Below are 24,455 nucleotides of genomic sequence, written 5' to 3' on the forward strand. Positions count from 1 at the left end.
TTCAGATATGATTAAAAAGTTCTTTTTCAGGGTTTGTCCCAAATACGGTAAAATACGCGGTTTACGTACCGATACCGTTTACCATAAAATATTGTTTCCGTTGGTGGGATTAGCCGCTCTAATCTGGGTAATTATTCGGGTACTACCCAAACCCTCGCGTGCTGCTTATCCCTGCCAACAGGCTGCGATTCCCGTGGCCGCGTCATTTCTGGCATGGTTAGCCGGAACTACCATTGGGGTGATGTTGCTGAAAGTTGCCCGCAGGTATTTTTCACGAAAGCAACTTCGGACTTCTTTACTCTATGCAGTCGGAGGTGTGATGTTGTTTTTAGGTGCGCAATTTGTTTATAACGAATATTCAAATGCACAGAATCCTTCTGAAAATCAGTATCCTTTCTTCTATAAAGCCAATCAGCCGGTTGGTTCGGCCAAAGGTATCTATCCCGGTCGGGTTACCTGGGTAAGGGATGTGCGGGCTACTCCCTGGGATGGTAAAACCGGTAAATGGTGGGAGCAAGGCAATATCAATGAGGAGGTATTGGCGTCGATGTATTCCAAATCATTACAAGGGTTATCCGGTTCATCTTCCGATAAACAAGCATGGGATAAATTATTCCGTTATTTCAACAAAACCCATGGACGAGGCAATCGAGGATGGCAACCCGGAGAAGTGATTGCGATTAAAGTCAATTTCAATAACACCTATTCCGCCGACGATGTGGATAATGATATCGACCAGTCACCGCAGGCAACCCGGGCCATTCTCCGCCAACTTACACAAGCCGGAGTAAATCAGAAGGATATTCTCGTGTATGATGCAACAATCGGTTGGAAAATCAGGGCATTGCCCGACCGGGTCTTTCAACCATTGCATAAGGAGTTCCCCGAAGTGCGCTGGATGGATGCTCCCGGAAGCCCCGGCAGGGAAAAAGCCGATTGGGTAGCCAATGCCATAACCTTCACCTCTCCCGATGTGGAATTGGGAAATGAACTTCCCAAACAGGTGGTGGATGCAGCTTATCTGATTAATATTGCCTTACTCAAAGGGCATGAAATTACCGGAGTTACCCTTTGTGCTAAAAACCATTTCGGTTCGATAAAGTATCCGCAAAAAGACCACAACAAATATGTGAGCCAGATGAAAGGCGCACCTGGTGATTACAGTGCCTATGTGGACCTGATGGGTTCGCCAAACCTGGGCGGGAAGACCATTCTCTATATAGTGGACGGTCTTTATGGCATGCAGACCAATGTAAATGCTCCAAAGTCGGACAGAGACCGTTGGAAAAGATTATTCAATGGGGAATGGAGCGCCAGCTACTTTATGTCCCAGGATCCGGTGGCTATCGAATCCGTTTGCCTCGACTTCCTGTGGAGCGAATTTCAGGATGAGTTGGGTTTCAGCGGAGCTAAATGGTTTCCCAAAGGCTCAAGTAAAAATTGTGATAACTACCTGATTGAAGCGGCCAAAGGTGTCAATGCCAAATATGGCTTTTATCGTCCCAATGGCGTGAAAACCGGTAGCCTGGGAGTGCACGAACACTGGAATAATGCTGTAGAAAAGAAATATAGCCGGAATCTGGGCAAAGGAAAAGGGATAGAATTGTATCCAATAAGTACTGTAAGATAACAGTTAAGAAATAGATTTTTGATGTTCTGTCTTCACCCTCGTTGTCCGACGAGGGTGATTTTTTTTACTCCTCATCCTTGCTTCCAGGTGAGGGTGGCTCGGGGTGATCCTTTAGGGTTCATCCATCTGCTTCCCCCCTCTTCAGAATAGTAATTTTCACTGAGACTATGCTGCTTTCTTCGTTTATTCCCTCTATCTTTCATCCTTACAGATACTACCCGGTTTGGGATAGGGTTGTTTTTAGGTCAGCTTTAGGTTGTCTTTAGGTCTTAAGATAGCATACACATTAAAGATACAGTCTTAATACAGTGATAAAATAGTCCTTATAAAGAGTATCTTATCACTATCTTATCTCTATTTAATGACTGTATTATCACTATTTTATCATAAAGTGAAAATAGAATAAACATAGAGTAAATCTATAGAGAATATTAAGGGCAGGTATCCAGAAATTGAGAGGAAGAGTATAAGAATAGCCGCAGTGATTTTTCAATTGATGCGGCTGGTCACTTATTACTTATTTTCTTTGATCATTTCTTACAGTGAAATGCCAATTAGATGTATTTGATAACTAATGGTATATCTGTTTGATTTGTGCTTCTGATGCTGTAAGTAATGATTTGGATGAAATTTAATACTTTGTAAGTAACGGCCAGTTATGCTGAATTTGAGTTATAATATGAGGATTCTGAGCAGATGCGATTTGGATGAAAAAGGATTCATAATAGAGATAATCACCCGTCGGAAGATTAAGAATTTATCCGATGACTTCGAAACATTTGATGATTTAGAGAAACAGGATATTCTCAATAGGTATTTTCATAGCTTCTTTGTGCTAGTTGTGATGTCGTTGTATATCAATGTGATAGCTGGTCTGTTTGCGTTTTGGGAAAATGCGGTAGTCAGCTGCTTTGGGGGAATTATCGCCAAATTGGTCAGTTTATGTTCTTTTTTGATTTCTGTGTATTATCCGGAGATTGCGTTTCAATCTAATTTTGACTGAAAAAGAAACCGGCCTGATCACGTAGAAAAACCAATCGGTAATCGGGTAAGCCGGAAGAATAATTAATCTTTAAACATACCTCAGATTTCTATGAAGAAGCAGCTTTTCTTATTTGTCCTTGCATTTATAGGGCTCTCCTCTTTTGCCGTCAAGGCAGACATTCCTCGTCCCGAATATCCACGTCCGCAGTTTCAGCGGGAAAACTGGATAAACCTCAATGGTAAATGGTCATTCACCTTTGATTTTGGAAAATCGGGACTTGACCGCAGATTCCAGGAGAGCAAAGGATTTGACAAAAGTATTATCGTTCCGTTTTGTCCGGAAAGTGAGCTTTCGGGCGTGAAATATGTTGATTTTATCAATGCGATGTGGTATCACCGGGTTATCGAAATTCCGGCAGCCTGGTCAGGGAAGGCGGTAATCCTTCACTTTGGAGCGGTCGATTATTATGCTTCGGTTTATATTGATGGTAAACTGGTAGGACGTCACTGGGGAGGGACCTCTTCGTTTGATTTTGATATTACCCCGTTTGTAAAACCACAGACACAACATCAACTGGTAGTACAGGTGGAAGATGATCAACGCTCCGGAGCTCAGGGAAGAGGCAAGCAGTGCGGGAATTATTATTCCGGCGGATGTGACTACACCCGCACTACCGGTATCTGGCAGACGGTCTGGATGGAACCGGTGGACAAATCGGGGCTGAAAAGCGCATACATCGTGCCGGAGCTGGATCAGAAACGTTTTGTGATTTATCCGGAATTTTATTCCCTGCAACAGGGCCAGAAGCTAAGAGTCAGCGTCAAAGACGGAAAGTCAACCGTTGCAACGCAGACGATTCCTGCCGGAACACCTTCGTTTGCCATTCTCCCGCTTAAGCAGGTGAAGACCTGGTCGCCCGAATCTCCGTTCCTGTATGATGTAACTTTTGAGGTGCTCAATGCCAAAGGTGCAGTGATTGACAAAGTCACTTCTTATGCCGGAATGCGCAAAGTTCACTCCGAAGGAAATTGCTTTTTTCTGAATAACAAACCCTACTTCCTGCGCCTGGTGCTTGATCAGGGCTTTTATCCCAAAGGAATTTGGACGGCTCCTTCCGATGCCGATCTGAAACACGATATTGAACTCTCCATGCAGGCCGGATTCAACGGAGCGCGTTTGCATCAGAAGGTCTTTGAAGAACGCTACCACTACTGGGCAGATAAGCTGGGCTATTTAACCTGGGGTGAATCCTCCAGCTGGGGAATGGGGATGAGCAATATTGAAGCGGCCCGCAATTTCCTATCCGAGTGGCGCGAGATTGTAATGAGGGATCGTAACTACCCTTCCATTATTGCCTGGGTTCCTTTCAATGAGAGCTGGGATCGTCCCGACAATGACCGTGCGCAGCAGCATGACCGCTTTGTAACGGATATCTATAATCTTACCCATTCGCTCGATTACCGTCCGGTAAATGATGTGAGCGGCCTTTATCACGTAAAAACCGATCTCTGGTCTGTTCACTACTATGAGCAAACAGCAGATGAATTACGTGGAAAACTCGAACCGAAAGATGGGGTTATTCCTCAGTTTGAACCAAAGAAAGAGGTGGCGTACAGTGGTCAGCCCTATTTCGTAGATGAGTATGGCGGTATTAAATGGATTGCCGGCGAACAGTTTGCCAACAACTCCTGGGGATACGGAAATGCGCCTAAAACGCTGGATGAGTTTTATGTCCGTCTGGCTCAGCTGACCGATGTAATTCTGGGGTATGACCACATTTCGGGTTATTGCTATACCCAGCTTACCGATGTGGAGCAGGAGCAGAATGGTATCTACAACTACGACCGCACACCCAAGTTTGACATGAAGAAGATCAAAGCGGTCTTTAGCAAAGTCCCCGAACGATTTAAATGAAACGAGCAAGAACAAATGTTCACCAAAGAGCATGACATTATATGCGAGTTACATATGTAGCTAAAACAAAAATAATAATGATGTATGAAATATTCCAATAGGTAAATAGTTGATGAACAGAAAAGCATTGTTGAGGGGATTGTGCCTGATCCTGTTGATTGGCATATCCCCGGGGATTATTCATTCCGAAAACCGCAACCTGCAACGGGCAAAAGAGACGATGGAACGAATCTACAGATTCTATGACGTAGGGAATAGCCCGTTGCTTCGCGAGAACTATCCGTTTGTCGCGGATTATAAGGCCGGTTATCTGGCCGGGGAAGACAAGACACCGCAAAAGAAGGCTGCATACCTGTGGCCTTTCTCCGGAACCTTTTCAGCGCTTAATGCTCTGATGAAAGCCAGTGAAAAGGAATATCTGCCGGTGTGTAAAGAACGCTATCTTCCCGGTCTGAAGATGTATTATGATTCAAAACGTACTCCCGCCTGTTATCAGTCTTATCTCGCTGAGGCTGGATTTTCGGATCGTTTCTATGATGATAATGTGTGGCTGGGTATTGATTTTGCGGAGTTGTATCATTCTACTCACGATAAGATTTATTTGAAACAAGCGCAGGTGATCTGGCGTTTTATTGAAAGTGGAACTGATGATAAGCTGGGTGGAGGCGTTTATTGGTGCGAGCAAAAAAAACAATCCAAAAACACCTGTTCCAATGCACCCGGTGCGGTGCTGGCATTAAAACTTTACCGGATTACGCATAATAAAAAGTATTTCACGGAAGGTAAATCGCTGTATGAATGGACGAAAAGCAATCTACAGGATCCGACCGACCAGCTTTACTTTGACAATAAATCATTGGATGGGAAAATCGGAAAGGCCAAGTTTGCCTACAATAGCGGGCAAATGTTGCAGGCAGCCGTTTTGCTGTACAAGATCACCAAAGATAAAAGCTATCTCGAAGAGGCAAAGTCGGTTGCGAAAGCTTCCATCAACTATTTTGCCGAACCGTTTCAGGGAAAAGACGGGAAAGAACATCGTCTTTTCATTGACCGGAATGCCTGGTTTGTCGCGGTTATGTTGCGTGGCTTTGTCGAATTGTACAGCGTAGATCGTAATCCGGAATACCTGAATGTGTATCAGGATAACCTGGACTATGCCTGGGATAATGCACGCGACGCGGACGGACTTTTTTACGGCGACTGGAGTCTGAAGCGAACTGAAAAAGAAAAGTGGCTGCTTACACAGGCTGCCATGGTGGAGATGTATGGCTCATTGGCGGGGATTAAACTCTGAAATGAGCAGGCATGATAAAGGCATCTTCCATTGAGTAATACATTGGATTAACACTATATTCCAATAAACATACCTTAAACGAAATGAAGCAACAAACATCCACATTGACAATTCTACCCGTGCTGTTCGGGTTCTTTATTATGGGCTTTTGTGATGTAGTAGGGATTACCTCTACGCACGTAAAAGCCGATTTCGGATTGAGTGACACCTTGTCCAACATGATACCGGTGGCGCTTTTTTCCATGTTTCTTCTCTTTTCCGTCCCCACCGGCATGTTGATGAACAAGATCGGGCGCAAGCGCACCGTGTTGCTGAGTAATGCGGTTACGATGGTGGCGATGCTGATTCCCCTGTTGAGTTACACCTTTGCCACATCGCTGGCCGCATTTGTATTGCTGGGAATTGCCAATACCATATTGCAGGTGTCATTAAATCCCCTGCTGACCAATGTGGTGAAAGGGGATAAGCTGACCAGCAGCCTGACTGCCGGACAATTCGTGAAAGCAATCTCTTCCTTCAGCGGACCGTTTATTGCCGCTTTTGCAGCTTCACGGTTAGGCAACTGGCAATATATCTTTCCGATCTATGCCCTGATCACGTTGGTTTCTACGATCTGGTTGCTGACAACCTCTATTCATGAAGAGATTTCAGTCAATACCGCAAGTTCGTTTGGCAGTGTGTTTGGCATACTGAAAGACAAGACACTCCTGCTGCTTTTTCTGGGAATTGTCTTTGTGGTAGGCGTTGATGTCGGTATTAATACCGCTGCGCCCAAGATTCTGATGGAACGATGCGGAATGAATACCATTGACGCCGGATACGGAACAAGCATGTACTTTGCCTTCCGTACCGCAGGTGCATTTATCGGCGCTATATTGCTGGCACGCTATTCAGCTGCCCGTTTCTTTAAGATCACCACCGTGGTTGCTGTGATTGCATTGGCTGCTCTTCTTTTTGCGTCCGGACAGGTCGCGGTTTTTGCCTTATTGGCTATTATCGGTTTTTCGATTGCAAACGTCTTTTCCATTATTTTCGCGATGGCGATCCAGTTGCATCCCGATAAAGGCAATGAAATATCGGGACTGATGATTACCGGAGTATTTGGCGGGGCGGTGATCCCGTTTATCATGGGCGTTGCGTCGGATGCCGTTTGCTCGCAGGTGGGCTCGGTTACGGTTATTTTGTTAAGCGCGATTTATTTGTTGTTCTGCTCATTTGCCGTTAAACCCAAGCTTTAGGCTTATATAAATTAAGAATACAATGAAACTACTCTTTTCTTTAATAGCACTGGGTATGACAACGATTCAACTGGCTACTGCACAGGCTCCTCAGAAGCCTGAAAAATACGATATTGCCAAAGATCGCCTGCTATATACGATAGGATATGCCCATCTGGATTCGGAGTGGAACTGGGATTATCCATTCACGATCAATCAATGTATCCGGAATACCATGGAGGAAAACTTCCGTCTTTTTGAGAAGTACCCCGATTATGTATTCAACTTCACCGGCTCGCGCCGCTACAATATGATGAAGGAATACTATCCGGAGCAATTCAAAAAGGTGGTGGATTATGTCCACAAAGGCCGTTGGCACGTTTCCGGATCGTCGGTCGATGAAGGAGAGGTTAACATCTCATCCTCCGAATCATTGATCCGTCAGATTTTATACGGGAATAACTTCTTCCGCAGGGAGTTTGCCAAAGAGAGTGCAGATTATATGTTACCGGACTGTTTCGGCTTCCTGTACAATTTGCCAACGGTATTTCATCATTGCGGATTGTTGGGCTTTTCCACACAGAAACTGACCTGGCATTCTGCCGCGGGAGTTCCTTTCAATGTGGGCGTGTGGAATGGTCCGGATGGTAAAGGTGTAGTGGCTGCTTTGAATGCCAGCAACTATACTGGCCGGGTGGAGGAGCGTCTGGATAAAAATCCGGGGTGGATCAGCCGCCTGGATGATAATTTCAAAAAAACAGGATATGCGTTTGATTTTCGTTACTACGGAGTAGGAGACCAGGGCGGTTCCCCGCGTGAAAACGATGTCAAACATGCAGAGAAAAGCCTGAATAATCGGGACAGTAATTTCAAGGTGTTGCTCACATCGTCCGATCAGATGTTTAAAGATATTACTCCGGAAATCAGAAAAGCACTTCCAACCTATTCCGGTGATCTTTTGTTGATAGAGCACAGTGCCGGTTCCATGACTTCGCAGGCTTATATGAAGCGGGCTAACCGTAAGAACGAGCTTTTGGCACAGTCGGCTGAACAGGTTTCGGTTATGGCCGATTGGATGAAAGCGGCTGAATATCCCCTTCAAAAGATCAATAGTGCCTGGGATCTTGTCCTGGGTAGCCAGTTTCATGATATTTTGCCTGGAACCAGTATTCCCAAAGCGTATGAATATGCCTGGAACGATGAGTTTGTCGCCTCCAACGGTTTTGCAGAAATCCTTAAGCACGGAGTAAGCGCCATTGCCGGCAGTATGAATACTTTGACAGCAGGAAAAGCAGTTGTGATATATAACCCTGTCGCACATTCGCGGGAAGATGTTGTAACCGCAGAGCTTGAATATCCGGCGATGCCCGCTCATGTTGCTGTGTTTGATCACAACGGACTGGAAGTGTCGTCCCAGGTGATTTCGCGTGCAGGAAATAAGTTGACCCTGTTATTTCTGGCACAGGTGCCCCCGGTAGGGATGGCCGTGTATGATGTCCGTGAAGTGGCCGCGGCAAGAACCGGAAAGAGTCTCCTTTCTGCGACTAACCGTACTTTGGAAAACAGTTACTACAAAGTAGAATTTGCAACTAACGGAGATATACTGAGTATCAGGGACAAGAAAGCGAATAAGGAGCTGCTTTCCGCACCGGCCCGTCTGGAGTTTCAGCAAGAGCGTCCAGTGGAATGGCCGGCCTGGAATATGGATTGGGCGGACCGGAAGAAAGCGCCTGTGGACTTTATGGATAAAGATGCCGAACTGACCGTAGTTGAAAATGGTCCGGTTCGGGTAACTCTTCAGGTCAAACGGAAAGGCAGAAATTCAGAGATCGTGCAGCTGTTCAGCCTTTCTGCCAGTGAAGCCGGTAAACGCCTGGAGGTATCGAATAAAATAGACTGGCAATCCCGCGAGGTCAGTCTTAAGGCCTCTTTCCCATTGGCGGTGAACAATGAGAAAGCGACCTATAATCTCGGTGTCGGTACCATTGCCCGCGGTAATAATAACGAGAAAATGTTTGAAGTGCCGTTTAAAGAGTGGATGGACCTGACTGATAAATCGGGCCGGTATGGTGTCTCGATCCTGGAAGATTGCAAATATGGAGCCGACAAGCCCAACGATAACACATTGCGCCTGACACTGCTTTATACGCCCGGGGCAAAAGCCTTTAACGGGGCATACATGTACCAGAGCACCCAGGATTGGGGAATTCATGATGTGAAATACGCCATCTATGGCCATGAAGGTGGCTGGCAGGATGCAGGTCCGGCATGGCAGGCCAAGTTTTTCAATCAGCCTCTTATCGCTTTCGAATCTCCGAAACATGCCGGGGTTCAGGGAAAAACATTCTCCATGATTTCAATAGATAATCCGAAGGTAGGAGTGATGGCCTGTAAGAAAATGGAACAGGGCGATTATTATCTGGTCAGGGTGAATGAACTAGCCGGAGAGGATCAGAAGTCTGTCAGACTATCTCTTCCGGGAAAAATAATCAATGCCTATGAGGTGAACGGTCAGGAACAAAAGACAGGCAATGCCACGGTTCACGATGGCAAGCTTACGTTTGATCTGAGTCATTATACGATTCGCAGTTTCGCCGTTCAGCTTGAGGGGCAGGCTGTACAGAAAAACGGGATGAATCAACAATCGGTTGATTTGCCTTATGATGCCGATGTGGTAAGCTTTGACGGTAATCGTGACGATGGCGATTTTGTCTATAAGCAGACTTTGCCGGGAGAGTTATTGCCGGAGAGCGTTCAAAGTGAAGATATCCGGTTTGTATTGGGAGGGAAAAATGACGGTCAGAATAATGCTGTCTCCTGTAACGGTCAGAAGATACAACTGCCGCAGGGCAATTATACCCGGATCTATTTGCTCGCCGCTGCTACCGAAGATACAAAAGGCGATTTTCTGATTGACGGCCAGGTAAAACCATTGGATATTCAGGAGTGGACCGGTTATGTCGGACAGTTCTACAACCGGGTATTGAGCCGTGACCGCAATTCGGTGGTTGAGATGCAAAAGCCTTTTACCAAAAGGGATAATATTGCCTGGTATGCATCGCATGTGCATAATGCCTATCCGTCTTCAAACGAGGCTTATCAATATTGTTACCTCTATAAATATGAGGTTGAAATTCCGGCAGGGGCGAAAGAGCTGGTTTTGCCGGTAAACAATAGAATAAAACTGATGGCTGTAACGCTGGCTGCTCCGGCTATCGGGAATGTGACGCCGCTGCAACCGTTGTACGATGATTTTGCCGGTCATCCGGAATTCAAACTTAGGGAGAAATAGGGGGTATATATTCATGAAAGGTTATCGGACGGTTTGTCTGTTTTGGTAGTGAAAATGATTGTATAATAAATTAGTGAATCAAACTGCCGATAACTCTTTCTTTAAAAAACGGAGGGCACTCTTACAAGGGAGTGTCCTCTGTTTTTTCGGCTCTATAACGTTTTGTGTGGGTCTATTCTATCCTCTTTTAGGGAAAGAATTTATCTAAAAGATTTCGTGAAATAATTTAGGATCAACTTATCGAAATGATTTTAGCCACGAAACGTAGTTCGACGAAGTCAATGCACGAATTAAAACACAGCTTATAACCCACTTTAATCAGACATAATGAAAATCGTAGCTTCACGAATCTTTTTTCATTACTGAAAAAAGAAAAGACACATTCTTATTCGTGGATTGACTTCGTCGAACTACGTTTCGTGGCTAAAAAAAATGCTTCTAATTGGCTACGCCGATCTTCTATTCACCTGAGGAGATGCCTGGAAAAATTATTATTATGTAATGTAATCAGGCGAATACAATTCTTTCGGATATAGAGTATGTGTTGCCTGTTTTTGACACGAGAGTGTCCTTAATTGGTTAGGATTTGATTACAAAGTACTCAATTGACATCTACTTTTGCAACGTTAGCTTTAAGTGTAAAGCGTTGGTTATTACACTAAAAGGAGAATTAGTCATAAAAAAAGAATACAAGATGTTCTTCATCCTGTATTTATATTGATTCATATCATTCACCTTTAAATTAATTGTTGCTATGAAAAAATCCTACCTTGTCGCGTGCCTGTTGATGATTCTGGACATAAGCGTAAGAACTCTGGCTCAAACCAATCCGGGGACAGCCAATCTGAAACATCAATGGACATTTGACGATGGAACGGCCAATGATAACGTTGGCGGAATGAACGGTACTCTAATGAGCGGGGCTACCCAATAACCAGATCATTGCCGAATTTGAATCTGCTACAGAGGCTTCATCCCGCATTTACGTTTATAATATTCAGGGAGCGTTGCTATCCAACGAAGTTTTTACCTGTAATGCAGGCGTAAATAATAAGATCATCAAAGCTGAATATCCGGCGGGTATCTACCTGGTTCGCCTTACTGTAGCCGGACAAACAAGTTATGCCAAAGTTGTGAAATAGGTTGTTTTGTTTTTATGTTGATTGAAAGGGTGTCCTTCGGGATGCCCTTTTTTGTAGTTTCCGGCCGGAGATAATCCCTATCTGTCATATCAGATGAATATAACCTGCTTACGGTTTTGTTTCTCATTGACAGAATTTGTTGAAAACAGATCAGACAATTATCCACTATCTATCTTTATATTTGTTGAGTAAAAGTGGAATAAGCCAATCTGCAAAAAATATCCGGTACCATGTTTAAATACCTCAATATCATATTTGTCCTGGTCATAAGCTCTTGTGTTTCATTATTTGCTCAACTCCATCTTGTTTTTACTCCGATTGATACCAAAAACGGATTATCCGAAAATAGAATCCGTAATATCCTTCAACTGTCGGATGGCCGAATGGCGATAATGACAGAAGGTATAATGAATATTTACGATGGGACTATTTTTAAGCATGTCCATCTTAAAGGAACAAGTATTTTACCACTGACAGAATACAAAGGGTTTCATCATGGTTATGTGGATCGTGATTATATCTGGATGAAAAACCGGGGGCAACTGATGTTGATGGATGTCAGTCAGGAACATTTCGTGTCGCGTCCGGATAGTGTCCTGGCATCGATGCGTATCAGGGAGCCTCTGGCCGACTTTTTTATGGATGATGATCAAAACGATTGGTTTCGGACGGCTTCCGATAATATGATTTACAGAAATAGCCGGACCAACAAAACCCGTTTGTTCGTGAAAAATGTATCGTTTTTATCCGGTGCCAGAGATGAACTATATGATTTAGCTGTTTCCGGTGGGCGGGTCTTTTTCTTTTACCAACATGGTCAAGTGGTATGTTGCAACCTTAAATCGGGAAAGAAATTATACCAAATGAGTGTATTTCCGGAAAATGACCAGACACAATATGACCGGACGTTAATGCTGGTTCGTTCAAAAGACATGATATACCAGTTGAGGAATGGGGCTAAAGGAGCGATTTTACACCAGTTTAACGTGAAGCTTAAAACCTGGAAGGTTATTCTGAATACGAATGACGGTATGAATACGCTCACCAAAGATAAACAGGGGAATTTGTGGGTTGGAAGTAACAATGGCTTGTGGTATATCGACAATACTTTACAGAATAAAACGCTTATACCGGACTTCAGATTGGCCGATGGCTCTGTGATTAATTCCGTGGCAAGCACCCAATTTCACGACTCTCAGGGGGGATTGTGGATAGGTACTTTTAACCGTGGACTGCTTTATTATCACCCCGACCGCTTTAAGTTCCGCAATATTGGCCTATCCGCCTTTCCTTCCGGTATAAAGGGACTGGAAGTAACCTGTTTTTCCGGAAATGATAACCGGGGCGTAATGGTAGGAACTACACACGGTTTGTTTTATTATAAGCAGGAGTCCGGCCGGTTAGATGTCGTTTCTGATGTTCCCGCAGATGCAGCATGTATCTCGATGACTACCGATAGCCAGAACCGTACATGCTTGTGTACGGAAAACAGAGGAGTATATTGCTTCGATAAAACAGGTCTCAGACATTTTGTTCCCCCGGTTCCTATCCGTCAGATTTGCACGGTATCAGGTCGGGTTTATGCTGCGACTAATGATGGGTTGGGCTTTTTCAATCCTTTAACCGGAACAGTTCGACGTATTCCCTTACCGGTTAACCTAAGTCATCGGAGTTATATTTCCCAGCTATTGCTCATTGATAATAACCGGTTGCTTTTTCGGGGGAATGCTGGGTTGATCATCTATGATCTCCGCTCTAAAAAATTCAGCATACATCTGAATGAACTGCTAAAGAATGGCAATCAACAGTTCAACTGCATATGCAGAGACCGTTATGGCCGGGTGTGGATCGGCAGTCAGGATGGGCTATACGTCTGGATTCCGGCTTCTGACCGGGTTTATACGCTTTACACCGATGACGGGTTGGTGAATAATTGTGTCAAAGGAATTCAGGAAGATCATCAGGGTAGAATATGGGTTACTACCGCTGAAGGGGTTTCATCTATCAGGGTCATGGAAAATAAAAACGATTTGAAGTTTTCATTTTACAACTATAATATCTACGACGGTGTGCTGGGCAATGAATTTACCACCACGGCTACCTGGCTGAGTTCACATGGGTTATTGCTGTTGGGTGGGTTGAACGGATTCAATTCGATATTGCTGAATAAACCTGTTGCGCAATTCAGTCGTCTTCCACAGCCGTTATTTACCGGATTACGGTTGTTCGGCGATAGGGTAAAGCCGGGTGTTGCCTATGATGGTAATATGATCCTGTCCCGTTCGATAACCACAACAGAGCGTATTGTATTGAACCACAACCAGAACTTTATCAGCCTGGAGTTCTCTGCATTGAACTATGTAAATCCCACACAGACCTACTTCCGCTACCGTCTGGAAGGCGTTGACGAGAACTGGCGGGAGGTCACTTCCTCAACTGGAACAGGTGTGGCTACTTATACCAATCTTTCGCCCGGGACCTATCGTTTTCAGGTGAAATCTGCCAACAACAGCAAGGTATGGACGGCGGGTTATTCTGAAATCATAGTTGAGATAAAAGCTCCGTTTTGGAAAACCCCGTTGGCATATTTTATCTATCTGATATTGATTGCAGCGTCACTCTTCATTTTGCTAAAATACTATCAGCAACTGACTCATCAGCGGATGGCTCGTCGCAATGACGAGCAGTTGAATCGGATGAAGTTTAATTTCTTTACCAACATCAGCCATGAATTCCGAACACCGTTGACATTGATTATTACGCCATTGGAGTCGTGGTTGAAGGAGGCCAAAGGTACACCCGTGGAACCCCGCATTCGAAGCCTTTACCGCCATGCCCGTGATTTACAGAATCTGGTCAACCAGTTATTGGATTTCCGTCGGTTGGAGGTAAGCGGGGAGAAGCTCAATCTCACTTATGGCAACATTGTCGATTTCGTTAGTCAGTTTGAGGAGCTATTTAGCCGTCTGGCTCAGGAAAAGCGCATCGTATTTAATGTGAAAAGTGAACTGGATGAGCTTTATTGCTATTTTGACCGGGAGAAACTGTATCGTATTCTGAATAATTTACTCTCCAATGCCTTTAAATTTACCCCGGAAACGGGGCAAATATCAGTACAACTGAACTCTCTGAAAGAAGAGGGAAAAGAGTATCTGGAAATTCGGGTCAATGATACCGGAAGAGGTATTCCGCAGGACGAATTGGCCCGAATTTTTGACCGTTTCTATCAGGCAAATGGAACGGAGCAGGGGAGTGGCATTGGGCTGCATCTGGTCAAAGAGTATGTCGGGTTGCATTCCGGGCAAATCAATGTAGAAAGTCAGCAGGGGAGAGGTACCACTTTCACGCTGAGAATTCCGACCAGTTTGATCCCGGAAACGACGGACGAGCAAATCCTATTCGAAGAAGTCATAGAGCAGCCGAATGCCACTGAGATGTCTATTCATTCAGACCAAAAATACAAGCTGCTGGTGGTGGAAGATAATTCGGAATTACGCCACTTCCTGGTGAGTGAATTGTCCAAAAGTTATGAGGTGTTGGAAGCTCCCGATGGTATTGCCGGTAAGTCAATAGCTTGCGAATCATTGCCCGACCTGGTGATTAGTGATGTGATGATGCCGGGCATGGATGGTTTGGAACTGTGCCGGCAACTCAAGTCAGACCTGCAAACATCGCACATCCCGGTTATATTGCTGACGGCACGGACTTCTGACGAACACAAACTGGAAGGTTACCGTTCGGGTGCTGACGAGTATTTGCCCAAGCCTTTTAACCTCGATATTCTTCACCTGCGTATCAATAAGCTTATCGAACAACAACAGAACCGACAGCAGCAATTTTCTCGTAAAATAGAGGTCAATCCGAAAGAGATCACCATCACTTCTTTGGATGAAAAGCTGGTAGAAAAAGCATTGTCCTGCATCGAGCGCAATATGGACAATCCCGAATATTCGGTTCAGCAGTTTAGCGAGGAGATGGGAATGGACCGTACGGTACTGTACAAGAAATTGCAAAGCATAACCGGACTTGCCCCGTCTGAATTTATCCGTTCTATCCGCTTGAAGCGTGCGGCTCAGTTGCTCGCTCAGGGGCAGCTTTCGGTGAGCGAGGTTGCGGATATGGTCGGATTTAATACGCAACGCTATTTCTCAAACTACTTCAAAGAGGCGTTTGGTGTGACTCCATCGCAGTATATTCAGAATAACCGGAAAAAGTGATATGAGGGTGATGAATAAAAGCTGACGAGTTTTTAAATATTGATGTCTGGAAATATTTCTTCGTTCTGAAAGTCAGGTATAATGAGTTTTGCAGAAAAGATAGTGTTGTCATCCCGCACTTGATGCGGGATCTCTCAACCAGAAAAATCTGATTAATAACCGGTCTTCGATTTTGAGATCCCGTGTCAGGCACGGGATGACAGTGCGAATATTGGCTCATTAATTTGTAAAGTAGCACGAGGTTATTTATTCAAAAGTAATTGATTATTGACATTACGCCTGCCTGGGTTATAATATTCCCAGACCCATTTAATCCCCAAAACAACAAATCATACATCAATAAACAACCAGATAATCATATCCGCTACGCCGGTACTCCATACTTTTGTCTCATTATTTGTTTTAAAATCAAATCTTTAATTCTAATCACAAATGAAAAGGAAAAGTGTGATTGTTGCGTTGCTCGGTACCATTCTGGTTATACCGGTGTCAGCGCAGAACTACCAAAAAACAGCACAGGGTATTAAAACCCGGCTTCAGTCGATGGATGTTGAGGTGCAATTTTACAGCCCTTCCATCGTGCGGGTATTGAAAGCCCCCGAAGGTTTCGTTTACAGGAAAGAGAGTCTATCTGTGGTAAAGAAACCGCAGGATACCCGGTTTACCACCACACAGCAGGGAGACGTAGTGGCTATGAAGAGTGACAAACTGGAAGTAGATGTTAACCTGAAAACCGGTAGGGTCAGTTACCTCGATTTAAAAGGAAATCCATTGCTGACCGAAAAAGACTACGGTACTCAATTCACCCCGACGGTCGATGTGCAGAAAAATACCTATACCGCACGTCAGGCATTTTTGCTGGATAAGGACGAGCCTATCTATGGTCTCGGACAGCAGCAAAATAACAGGCTCAACCAGCGTGGACAACAGAATGTCTTGAAGAATGGGAATACGAGAGTCTGCATCCCGTTCTTCCAGTCGATCAAAGGATACGGTATCTTCTGGGACAATTATGCTTCTACTCTTTTTACAGACAATCTTCAGGAGACCTCATTCGAATCGTTGGCCGATTGCTCCGATTACTATTTTATGTACGGCGGTAGCGGCGATGGAGTGGTGGCTCAGATGCGCGACCTGACCGGTCAGGTGCCGATGCTTCCATTATGGACTTACGGCTATTGGCAATCCAAAGAGCGTTACAAGACACAAGACGAACTGGTGGGCATAGTAGAAAAATACCGCAATCTGAAAGTCCCTCTCGACGGTATTGTACAGGACTGGCAATACTGGGGGCGCGACAGCGTGTGGAATGCCATGAGCTTTGACAAAAAGACATACCCGGATCCCAAAGCCATGGTGGAAAAGATTCACAACCTGAAAGCCCATCTGATGATTGTCTCCTGGCCAGGATTTGGTCCTTTGACCACTCAATACAAAGAGTTTGAGCAAAAGAAGATGTTGATAGATTTCGATACCTGGCCGCCAAATTCCGGTACAAAACCTTACGACCCGTACAATCCAGAAGCACGTGATATTTACTGGAGCTACCTCAATAAGGGTGTCTTTTCATACGGCACGGATGCCTGGTGGCTCGATTCGTCAGAGCCCGATCACATCAATGTGAAGGAAAAGGACTTTGATCAACCGACCTACCTGGGTACATACCGTTCGGTGGTTAATGCTTTCCCACTCGAACATGTCAAAGGCGTTTACGAACACCAGCGTGCAACCACCTCCGATAAGCGGGTGTGCATCCTGACCCGTTCGGCTTTTGCCGGGCAACAGCGTTATGGAGCCAATACCTGGTCTGGAGATATCGGTGCCAGCTGGGAAACGCTTCAGAAGCAGATACCGGCGGCCCTGAACTTCTCGTTAAGCGGTAATCCCTACTGGAATGCCGATATCGGCGGATTCTTCCTGTGGAATTACCAGGGCTCTAATGCTCTGAAAAATAATGCATACCGGGAACTCTATTTGCGCTGGATACAGTTCGGTGCATTCACCCCAATGATGCGTTCGCATGGTACCGATGCTCCCCGTGAAATCTTCAATTTCGGAAAACATGGAGACCGTGACTTTGATGCGATTGAAAAATACATCAACCTTCGTTACAGTCTGTTGCCTTACCTGTACTCTACGGCGTGGGGCGTAAGCAATCGTTCGGAAACCATCATGCGTGCCCTGTTTATGGACTTTGCCAACGATAAAAAGGTGTATGACATGACGGGGGAATACATGTTTGGCCGTTCTATTCTGGTCGCTCCTGTCACCGAACCGATGTATGTGAGCAAGCAGGATGGCAAAGGTGTGGAAGATTATTCTCAGGTAAAATCAAAAACGGTCTATCTGCCCAAAGGAGCTGAATGGTTTGACTTCTGGACAGGTGAGAAACTTACTGGCGGACAAGAGGTGAGTAAAGCGGCTCCGATTGATATTATGCCCCTTTACATGAAAGCAGGTTCTATCTTGCCTTGGGGCCCGAAAGTGCAATATGCTCAGGAGAAAAAGTGGGACAACCTCGAAATCCGCGTTTATCCGGGTGCTGATGGCGAGTTTACCCTGTACGAAGATGAAACTGATAATTACAACTACGAGAAAGGCGCTTACTCCACCATTACTTTCAAGTGGAATGACCAAAGCAAAACTCTTTCAATCAATGATCGCAAAGGAAAATTCAAGGGCATGATGACATCCCGCAAATTCAATATTGTGATGGTCGGAAAAGCCAACGGATGTGGTGATGTTCCTGGCAAAGCTGGTAAAACGGTGGCGTATAACGGAAAGTCTCTGAACGTGAAGTTTTGATAAACTCTGATCTGAATAACCAGACTGAAGAGAAAGTCCCCCCGTATCCGTAGCCTGCGATAACCGAAGTTTGGTCGTTAGGCAGTTTGGTATAGCGTTTCGCTATATCATAGCTACAAGCAAAGCTCTGTTTTGCAAAACGAAGTATAGTACAGCAATTCATAGATAAACGGCTTCAGGCAAATGTGTCTGAGGCCGTTTGCATATCGCTATAATCATTATCTTTGGACTTCAGACCATTAAAGTATAGTTATAGCTGTTGAAACGGTTGGCTGAATGCGTTCTGTTTGCCAAAGACGACACTGTGTGGATAAATCAGAACCAGTTAACCGAACTTTTTGATACCTCCAAACAGTATATAGAGCAATGCATTGCCAATATCTTGTCAGAGAGTGAGTTGGAGGATAATTCAGTTGTAAGGAATTACTTAACAACTGCCGCAGATGGCAAACAATACTATGTAATCTTTTACTCGCTTGATATGATACTGGCCATTGGATTCCGTGTACTAAGCAAGCGGGGAATCAGATTCCAATCGTAAAGCCTATGATGCCCAACAGGCTGATCGCAAAGACCTGAAGGAGCTCGAAGAAGAGATTAAAAGACTGAAAAAATAGCAGGGAACAGTGATAACCTGGAAAAATAAATATGGAAATAAAACTAAATAAGTTTGATGTTCTTTTTATCAGCTCCTTATTCTGCTTAACTTTAATGTTAAGTTGTTCCGTAAAGAATGATGATTATAAAGAAATAACCTATCAGGAATTACCCTCAGATGTAAGAAAGAAGTTCAAAGAGGTCTATGGCTATAAAGAACCACCTAAAATTATAAATGGGAAAAGGGTAACTTATATGCCGCCTTTTGTTGAGTGTTATAACGTAGATCAAAATTGTACCTGTCGTATTAAGTCAAAAGGAGGCATAATCAGGGATCCTTACTTTGTTATAACCTCTTGTAAAAAGACGGCAAAAATGTCCTGGGCTATATTACAAAGGGTATTTATCATTAAGAACGATTCAATTTACTACCCATGGAGCAATGATGGCGTTACTACTTCAGGAGAAGCTCGATCTTTTGATGTATTGATTGATACATTAAAGTTTAGAGTAGAGAAAATGAGGTGATGCTTTTGTCGAACCGAGCGAGACTCTTCGCCAAGCTACTGGTTACCAGATCACGGCTAATGGAGGAGGGGGTAGCATAACAACTTACAAACAAATAACCTAATGAAGAACTATTTTTTATTTAGTATAAAAGAAACGCCGAGTATAGCAAGTGCATATGCTCCAGAGGAAACCCCTTTAGCTCATGAATTAATTCAACAAATTGATCAAAGTGATGAGTTACCATTTGAACTTGAGTTATTTAAACTTTCATCAGGCAAGACTGGTTTAATGAAATCAACTTACTTGGCCGATTTACAAAATATATGGTTGGATTATCAGCCGAATAGTCTTGCCTGGCCATTGTTTTCTGAGAGGTTAAAAGAGATATTCTCAAGAAATTTATCAGGGCTGGAAGGTCTTGATTGGATAAAAGTGAGAATTAATGGAAATGATGAACAACGAGTCTACTTTATACCTCGATTTGAGAGAAAACTTGATGTAATTGACGAGAATAAAACTAAATATATTACTGGAACTGATAGAATAATTGTACCGCATTTCTCATCAATTAAGATTGATAAATTAGCTGTCTTTCACAAGCCACAGGCACATGATTTCTGGAAAATTACACCTGAGTTATATGTTAGTGATGATTTAAAAAAGGCGATACAAAAAGAAAGAATTAAAGGTGTGAGCTTTGAAAAAGTGATAGTAGTGTGATATCATAACTATGGAACGCCCTTACTGTTGCCGATAGGCTGCACTACCGTAGTTTGGTTGTATCGCCAAATATTGGCTACCCAAGCTACGACTAACGAAACTATAATTCAATCCCCCAGAATATTCTCTTCACTCTTCGCCCCGAACTATCCCGTATATAGATCAGATTGACCGATTTACATTAGATATTTGAATGAATTTTCTCTATTGGAGGAAATGCTTTTTTATAAGTTTGCAACTTATACTACTGGCGCTTTTTTGAATGATAACTTTTGGCTTAAGGAATAGTCATTTATAACCAGTGGATTACACTAACCCGAATTTACACTATGAAAAAAATCTACTTTTCATTACTTGTTGCAGGAATTCTGTTTTGCAATACGAATTCTCATGCACAAACCGATCCCGGAACAACCAACCTGACTCATCAATGGACGTTTGATGATGGCACAGCCAAAGATAATGTCGGTATGGCAGATGGAACTTTGCAGGGCACGGCAACAATCAGCAACAAGGCATTAAATACTACATCCGGAGGATATCTGTCTTTTACAGGATCGGCTCTTGGCGTGAATGCTTATACCGCTTTGACAACCGAAGTGTGGTTTAAATCTTCCTCCGGACAAAATACAGGCAATACGATGTTGACCTATTTCGGAGATGCAAACGTTTCCGGTTGGATGGGTACAAATTACATTTTCTCTTCGCCCTCCAATGGAAGCAATTGTCGTTTGGCTATCTCAACAGGAAATACCACTTCGCCCTGGACAGCCGAAACGGGTATTAACCGTGCAGCCGGTGCAATTGATGATGGCTTGTTGCACCAGTTGGTCTGTGTCATAACTGCGACGAATATCACGATGTACGTGGATGGTGTAAGTGTAGGCACAGCCACATTAAGCAGTACCAACAAACTGTCGGCAGTAAGTACTGCTAATGCCTTCCTTTGCAAAAGCGGATATACCAGTGACCCAACCTGGAAAGGGTATGTCAATAAATACAGCCTCTATAATAAAGCACTATCTTCCGATGAGGTTCTCTTCTTATACCAGAAAGGAGCGGAAGCGTCCACATCAATTGATGCATCGGTATCTTCATTTTCATTTGATGAAACCTATAAATCAGGATCATTTGCCGTAACCGGTTCCAATCTGACAAACAGCATTACGATTACGGCGCCAACGGGTATTACGGTAAGCCCGGCTACCCTGGCCTCCAATGCTTCGAATGCGACGGTAACCGTAACCTATGATGGCTCCACAGCTGTGGATGGCAACATCACACTGACCAGTGGCAGTACAGTGTGGAATATCCCGGTAAAAGCATCTGTCAACAGCTCTTGCTTCACCCCGCTTTATACCACTATTCCGAATCTGATTACCGATCCGTATATGAATTCGATTCCCGGTTCGTGGGGGAGTGTAAGCCTGGTAACCGGCTCCGATGTCTATTGCGGAAGTCACTGTGTTAAGATTTCGGGAACAGCGACCTGTAGTGGTTCGGTTGATACAAAAAGCTTTACCTGGATTCCCAACGCTACCTACCGCATACATGCTAAGGTAAAAACCCTGGACGGCTCATTCAACATGGGAATTCAGAATGCCAATGTAGGAGGGGCAAGTGGTGATTATAATATCGCCGTTCCCAATACGAATGGCGTGTGGACAGACTTTGATGCAACCTTCACCACCGGTGCGGCTTCTACCACCGGTATGGTATTTTTCAATAACTGCGGTAGTTCGACCGGTCTTACCGGTTATATTGACAACTGGGAGTTGTATGCTATCCCAGGAATTTCAACTTCTACGGCTTCCATAGCTTTGGATAAATATATTGTCAGCTCTTCATTTACGGTAACCGGGGTGAATCTTACACAACCCATTACCCTGACAGCTCCGGCAGGAGTAACGCTGGATCAAACCTCTCTGGCGGCTAATGTATCCGGTGTAACGGTTCATGTTACCTACGATGGAACCACTTCTGTAAACGGGAATATTGCATTAACTAGTGGCTCTTATTCTAAGAACATTACTGTGAAAAGCTATAGCAACAGCAGTTATACTCCACTTTATCCCAATGCAACCAACCTGATTCCCGATCCATTAATGACCAGCCTGACTAATTTTACCAGTACGGGAACTACAAGTCTTAATACAGATCCTGCATTTTCTTACAGTGGAGTCAGCAGCGGAAAGGTGACCAATTCGGGTAGTATCATTAAATACCTGACCGGAGTCATGAAACCCAATACGACTTATCGCGTAAAAGCGAAAGTGTATAAATGCAATCCCGGAAGCGTTACCTATACATTGGATGTCGATCAGGTTGCTCACCCGACAGAATACGCCCTTATCAAAACAGCGTTGGATAGCGCTTGTGCCCTGTTCAACAAATACACTCCATTGAGTGCAAATATTTATGTCTATTATAATGCCGGAATTCCGACAGCTCAGGCCAGCAATTACGGTAGTATCGGCTTTGGTGCAAGCACCAGTTATATGTGGGTGGGCACCACGATTCACGAAATGGATCACTATTTCGGTTCGGGAACCAATGCTACCTGGAAAAGTCATGTGGTTAGTGGAGCCTGGAATGGTACTGTAGCCAATAATCTCCTGAAACAAATCAACAATGATCCGAGTGCCAATATTTCAAGTGATGGAACCCACTTCTGGCCTTACGGTATCAATTATCGTTCTGAAATTGAAAACCTGGGAGGACATGATGCCCAGTTACAAGGGCTGATTAATGCTGTGAAGATTGCCAAAGCGATGATCGTGGATGATGCCGGATTAGGAACCAACAAGAATCCTGTGGGAATAGGGGTTTCCGGATGGAATGGCTCTGCTGCTGATATTTACAAGGAAGTGACTACTCCGGGTGCATGGCAGAATGTTGACTTTACCTTTACTACCGGCACTACTTTGGGCGCAAGCCCAAGTGTTTACTTTAATTCCGGAAGCGGATACATTGATAACTGGGAAATGTACGAAGTTCCGCCAGCTGTAATGACATCAGTGCCTTATCTTTCACTCGATGAACTGAATCCTACGGGAAGTTTTAAAGTAACAGGTGCAAACCTTTCCGGTGGTGCGATTTCGTTGACGGCACCGGCCGGTATTACCCTTTCAGCGTCTAGTCTGCCTAATACTGCGGTTGATTCTGTTGTCACTGTTACCTATGATGGCAAAGCGAATTCAACAGGATTTGTAACCCTAAACAATGGCTCGGTTTCAACGAATGTACGGATACTGGCAACTCGCAATATTGACTCATTTACTCCTCTCTACGCGAATGCAACCAACCTGATCGGCGATACCTATTTGAATAGTATCTCAAATTTCGGAGGCTGGGGCAATCACATCATCAATACCGATACTTTGTATGTGTACGGTGGTAGCCGAAGCGGAAAAGTATGGGGGACCAATGGCGGATCGTTGGATAAAGTGCTGACCGGTGTATTGAAAGCGAATACCAAATATGAAGTCAGGGCAAAAGTGTATATCATCGGAGGTACATTCCAGTTTGGTATTTACGGATGGAGCGGTTCATCGGCTGACTATACCAAATCAATTAGCGCACAGTCCGGTTGGCAGACTGTGGACTTCCAGTTTACTACAGGAGCTACACTCGGATCAACACAGGGTATTTTCTTCAATAACTATGGCCTTACCGGACAAGCCGGGTACATTGACAACTGGGAAATGTATGATCTGTCAACGGTTTCCGCAGTGAATGTGGTGAAACAGCAGAATCAACGGATTTATGCAGTGGATAATGATATTGTTTCAGAGTTTGAACTGGATAAAGAATCCGATGTGCAGATTGCCGTTTACGATATGCAGGGAAAACTGCTGGTGAAAAGGAGCTATTCGGGTGAAAGCGGATATAACAGGAATGTAATTGAAGCTCCTCTGCCTAAAGGTATCTATCTTGTAAAAGTTACCTCTGATGAATTTTCAGTATCTAAGAAAATTATCAGATAGGGTAGAAACAGATATATTTTGATGTATGTATAGCCGGATATAAACTGGGAAGGTTTATATCCGGTTTTTTTATGGAAACAGGTGGGGGCACCCTCATTATCCAATAAAAAACCGGCTTGAAAAACTAAAGCGTTTATCAAGCCGGT

The 24,455-nt window shown here is 44.2% G+C and carries 13 protein-coding genes; all 13 read left to right on the forward strand.

Annotated elements, in window-relative coordinates:
• Positions 1–7 precede the first annotated feature (7 nt).
• Positions 8–1,630, forward strand: coding sequence for a DUF362 domain-containing protein (locus MLE17_RS08470; protein ID WP_243348347.1), 1,623 nt, complete (start codon positions 8–10; stop codon positions 1,628–1,630).
• Between the two features lie 1,093 nt (positions 1,631–2,723).
• Positions 2,724–4,529, forward strand: a complete 1,806-nt coding sequence (locus MLE17_RS08475) for a glycoside hydrolase family 2 protein (protein WP_243348348.1) — start codon at positions 2,724–2,726, stop codon at positions 4,527–4,529.
• Positions 4,530–4,641: 112 nt separating this feature from the next.
• A complete protein-coding gene (locus MLE17_RS08480; protein ID WP_243348349.1) occupies positions 4,642–5,823 on the forward strand; it encodes a glycoside hydrolase family 76 protein in 1,182 nt (393 codons plus the stop codon).
• Between the two features lie 83 nt (positions 5,824–5,906).
• The gene (locus MLE17_RS08485; RefSeq protein ID WP_243348350.1) at positions 5,907–7,061 is read left to right on the forward strand and encodes an MFS transporter; all 1,155 of its coding nucleotides are present in this window, start codon (positions 5,907–5,909) and stop codon (positions 7,059–7,061) included.
• A gap of 22 nt (positions 7,062–7,083) precedes the next feature.
• Complete coding sequence (locus MLE17_RS08490) at positions 7,084–10,332, forward strand: alpha-mannosidase (RefSeq protein WP_243348351.1); 3,249 nt, start codon at positions 7,084–7,086, stop codon at positions 10,330–10,332.
• A 754-nt stretch (positions 10,333–11,086) separates the two neighbouring features.
• On the forward strand, positions 11,087–11,266 hold the full coding sequence (locus MLE17_RS08495) for a hypothetical protein (protein ID WP_243348352.1): 180 nt from the start codon (positions 11,087–11,089) through the stop codon (positions 11,264–11,266).
• Positions 11,267–11,312: 46 nt separating this feature from the next.
• Positions 11,313–11,474, forward strand: a complete 162-nt coding sequence (locus MLE17_RS08500) for a T9SS type A sorting domain-containing protein (RefSeq protein ID WP_243348421.1) — start codon at positions 11,313–11,315, stop codon at positions 11,472–11,474.
• A 230-nt stretch (positions 11,475–11,704) separates the two neighbouring features.
• Complete coding sequence (locus MLE17_RS08505) at positions 11,705–15,691, forward strand: hybrid sensor histidine kinase/response regulator transcription factor (RefSeq protein ID WP_243348353.1); 3,987 nt, start codon at positions 11,705–11,707, stop codon at positions 15,689–15,691.
• Positions 15,692–16,123: 432 nt separating this feature from the next.
• The gene (locus tag MLE17_RS08510) at positions 16,124–18,496 is read left to right on the forward strand and encodes a TIM-barrel domain-containing protein (RefSeq protein ID WP_243348354.1); all 2,373 of its coding nucleotides are present in this window, start codon (positions 16,124–16,126) and stop codon (positions 18,494–18,496) included.
• A gap of 268 nt (positions 18,497–18,764) precedes the next feature.
• The gene (gene rhuM / locus MLE17_RS08515; RefSeq protein ID WP_243348355.1) at positions 18,765–19,037 is read left to right on the forward strand and encodes a RhuM family protein; all 273 of its coding nucleotides are present in this window, start codon (positions 18,765–18,767) and stop codon (positions 19,035–19,037) included.
• A gap of 107 nt (positions 19,038–19,144) precedes the next feature.
• A complete protein-coding gene (locus MLE17_RS08520; RefSeq protein WP_243348356.1) occupies positions 19,145–19,621 on the forward strand; it encodes a hypothetical protein in 477 nt (158 codons plus the stop codon).
• 102 nt (positions 19,622–19,723) lie between these two features.
• Complete coding sequence (locus MLE17_RS08525; RefSeq protein ID WP_243348357.1) at positions 19,724–20,323, forward strand: imm11 family protein; 600 nt, start codon at positions 19,724–19,726, stop codon at positions 20,321–20,323.
• Between the two features lie 329 nt (positions 20,324–20,652).
• Complete coding sequence (locus MLE17_RS08530; RefSeq protein ID WP_243348358.1) at positions 20,653–24,309, forward strand: LamG-like jellyroll fold domain-containing protein; 3,657 nt, start codon at positions 20,653–20,655, stop codon at positions 24,307–24,309.
• The last annotated feature ends 146 nt before the right edge of the window (positions 24,310–24,455 follow it).

Origin of the sequence: Parabacteroides sp. FAFU027 (assembly GCF_022808675.1) — a bacterium.
In the GTDB taxonomy this organism is placed as follows: Bacteria; Bacteroidota; Bacteroidia; order Bacteroidales; family UBA7332; genus CAXXIC01.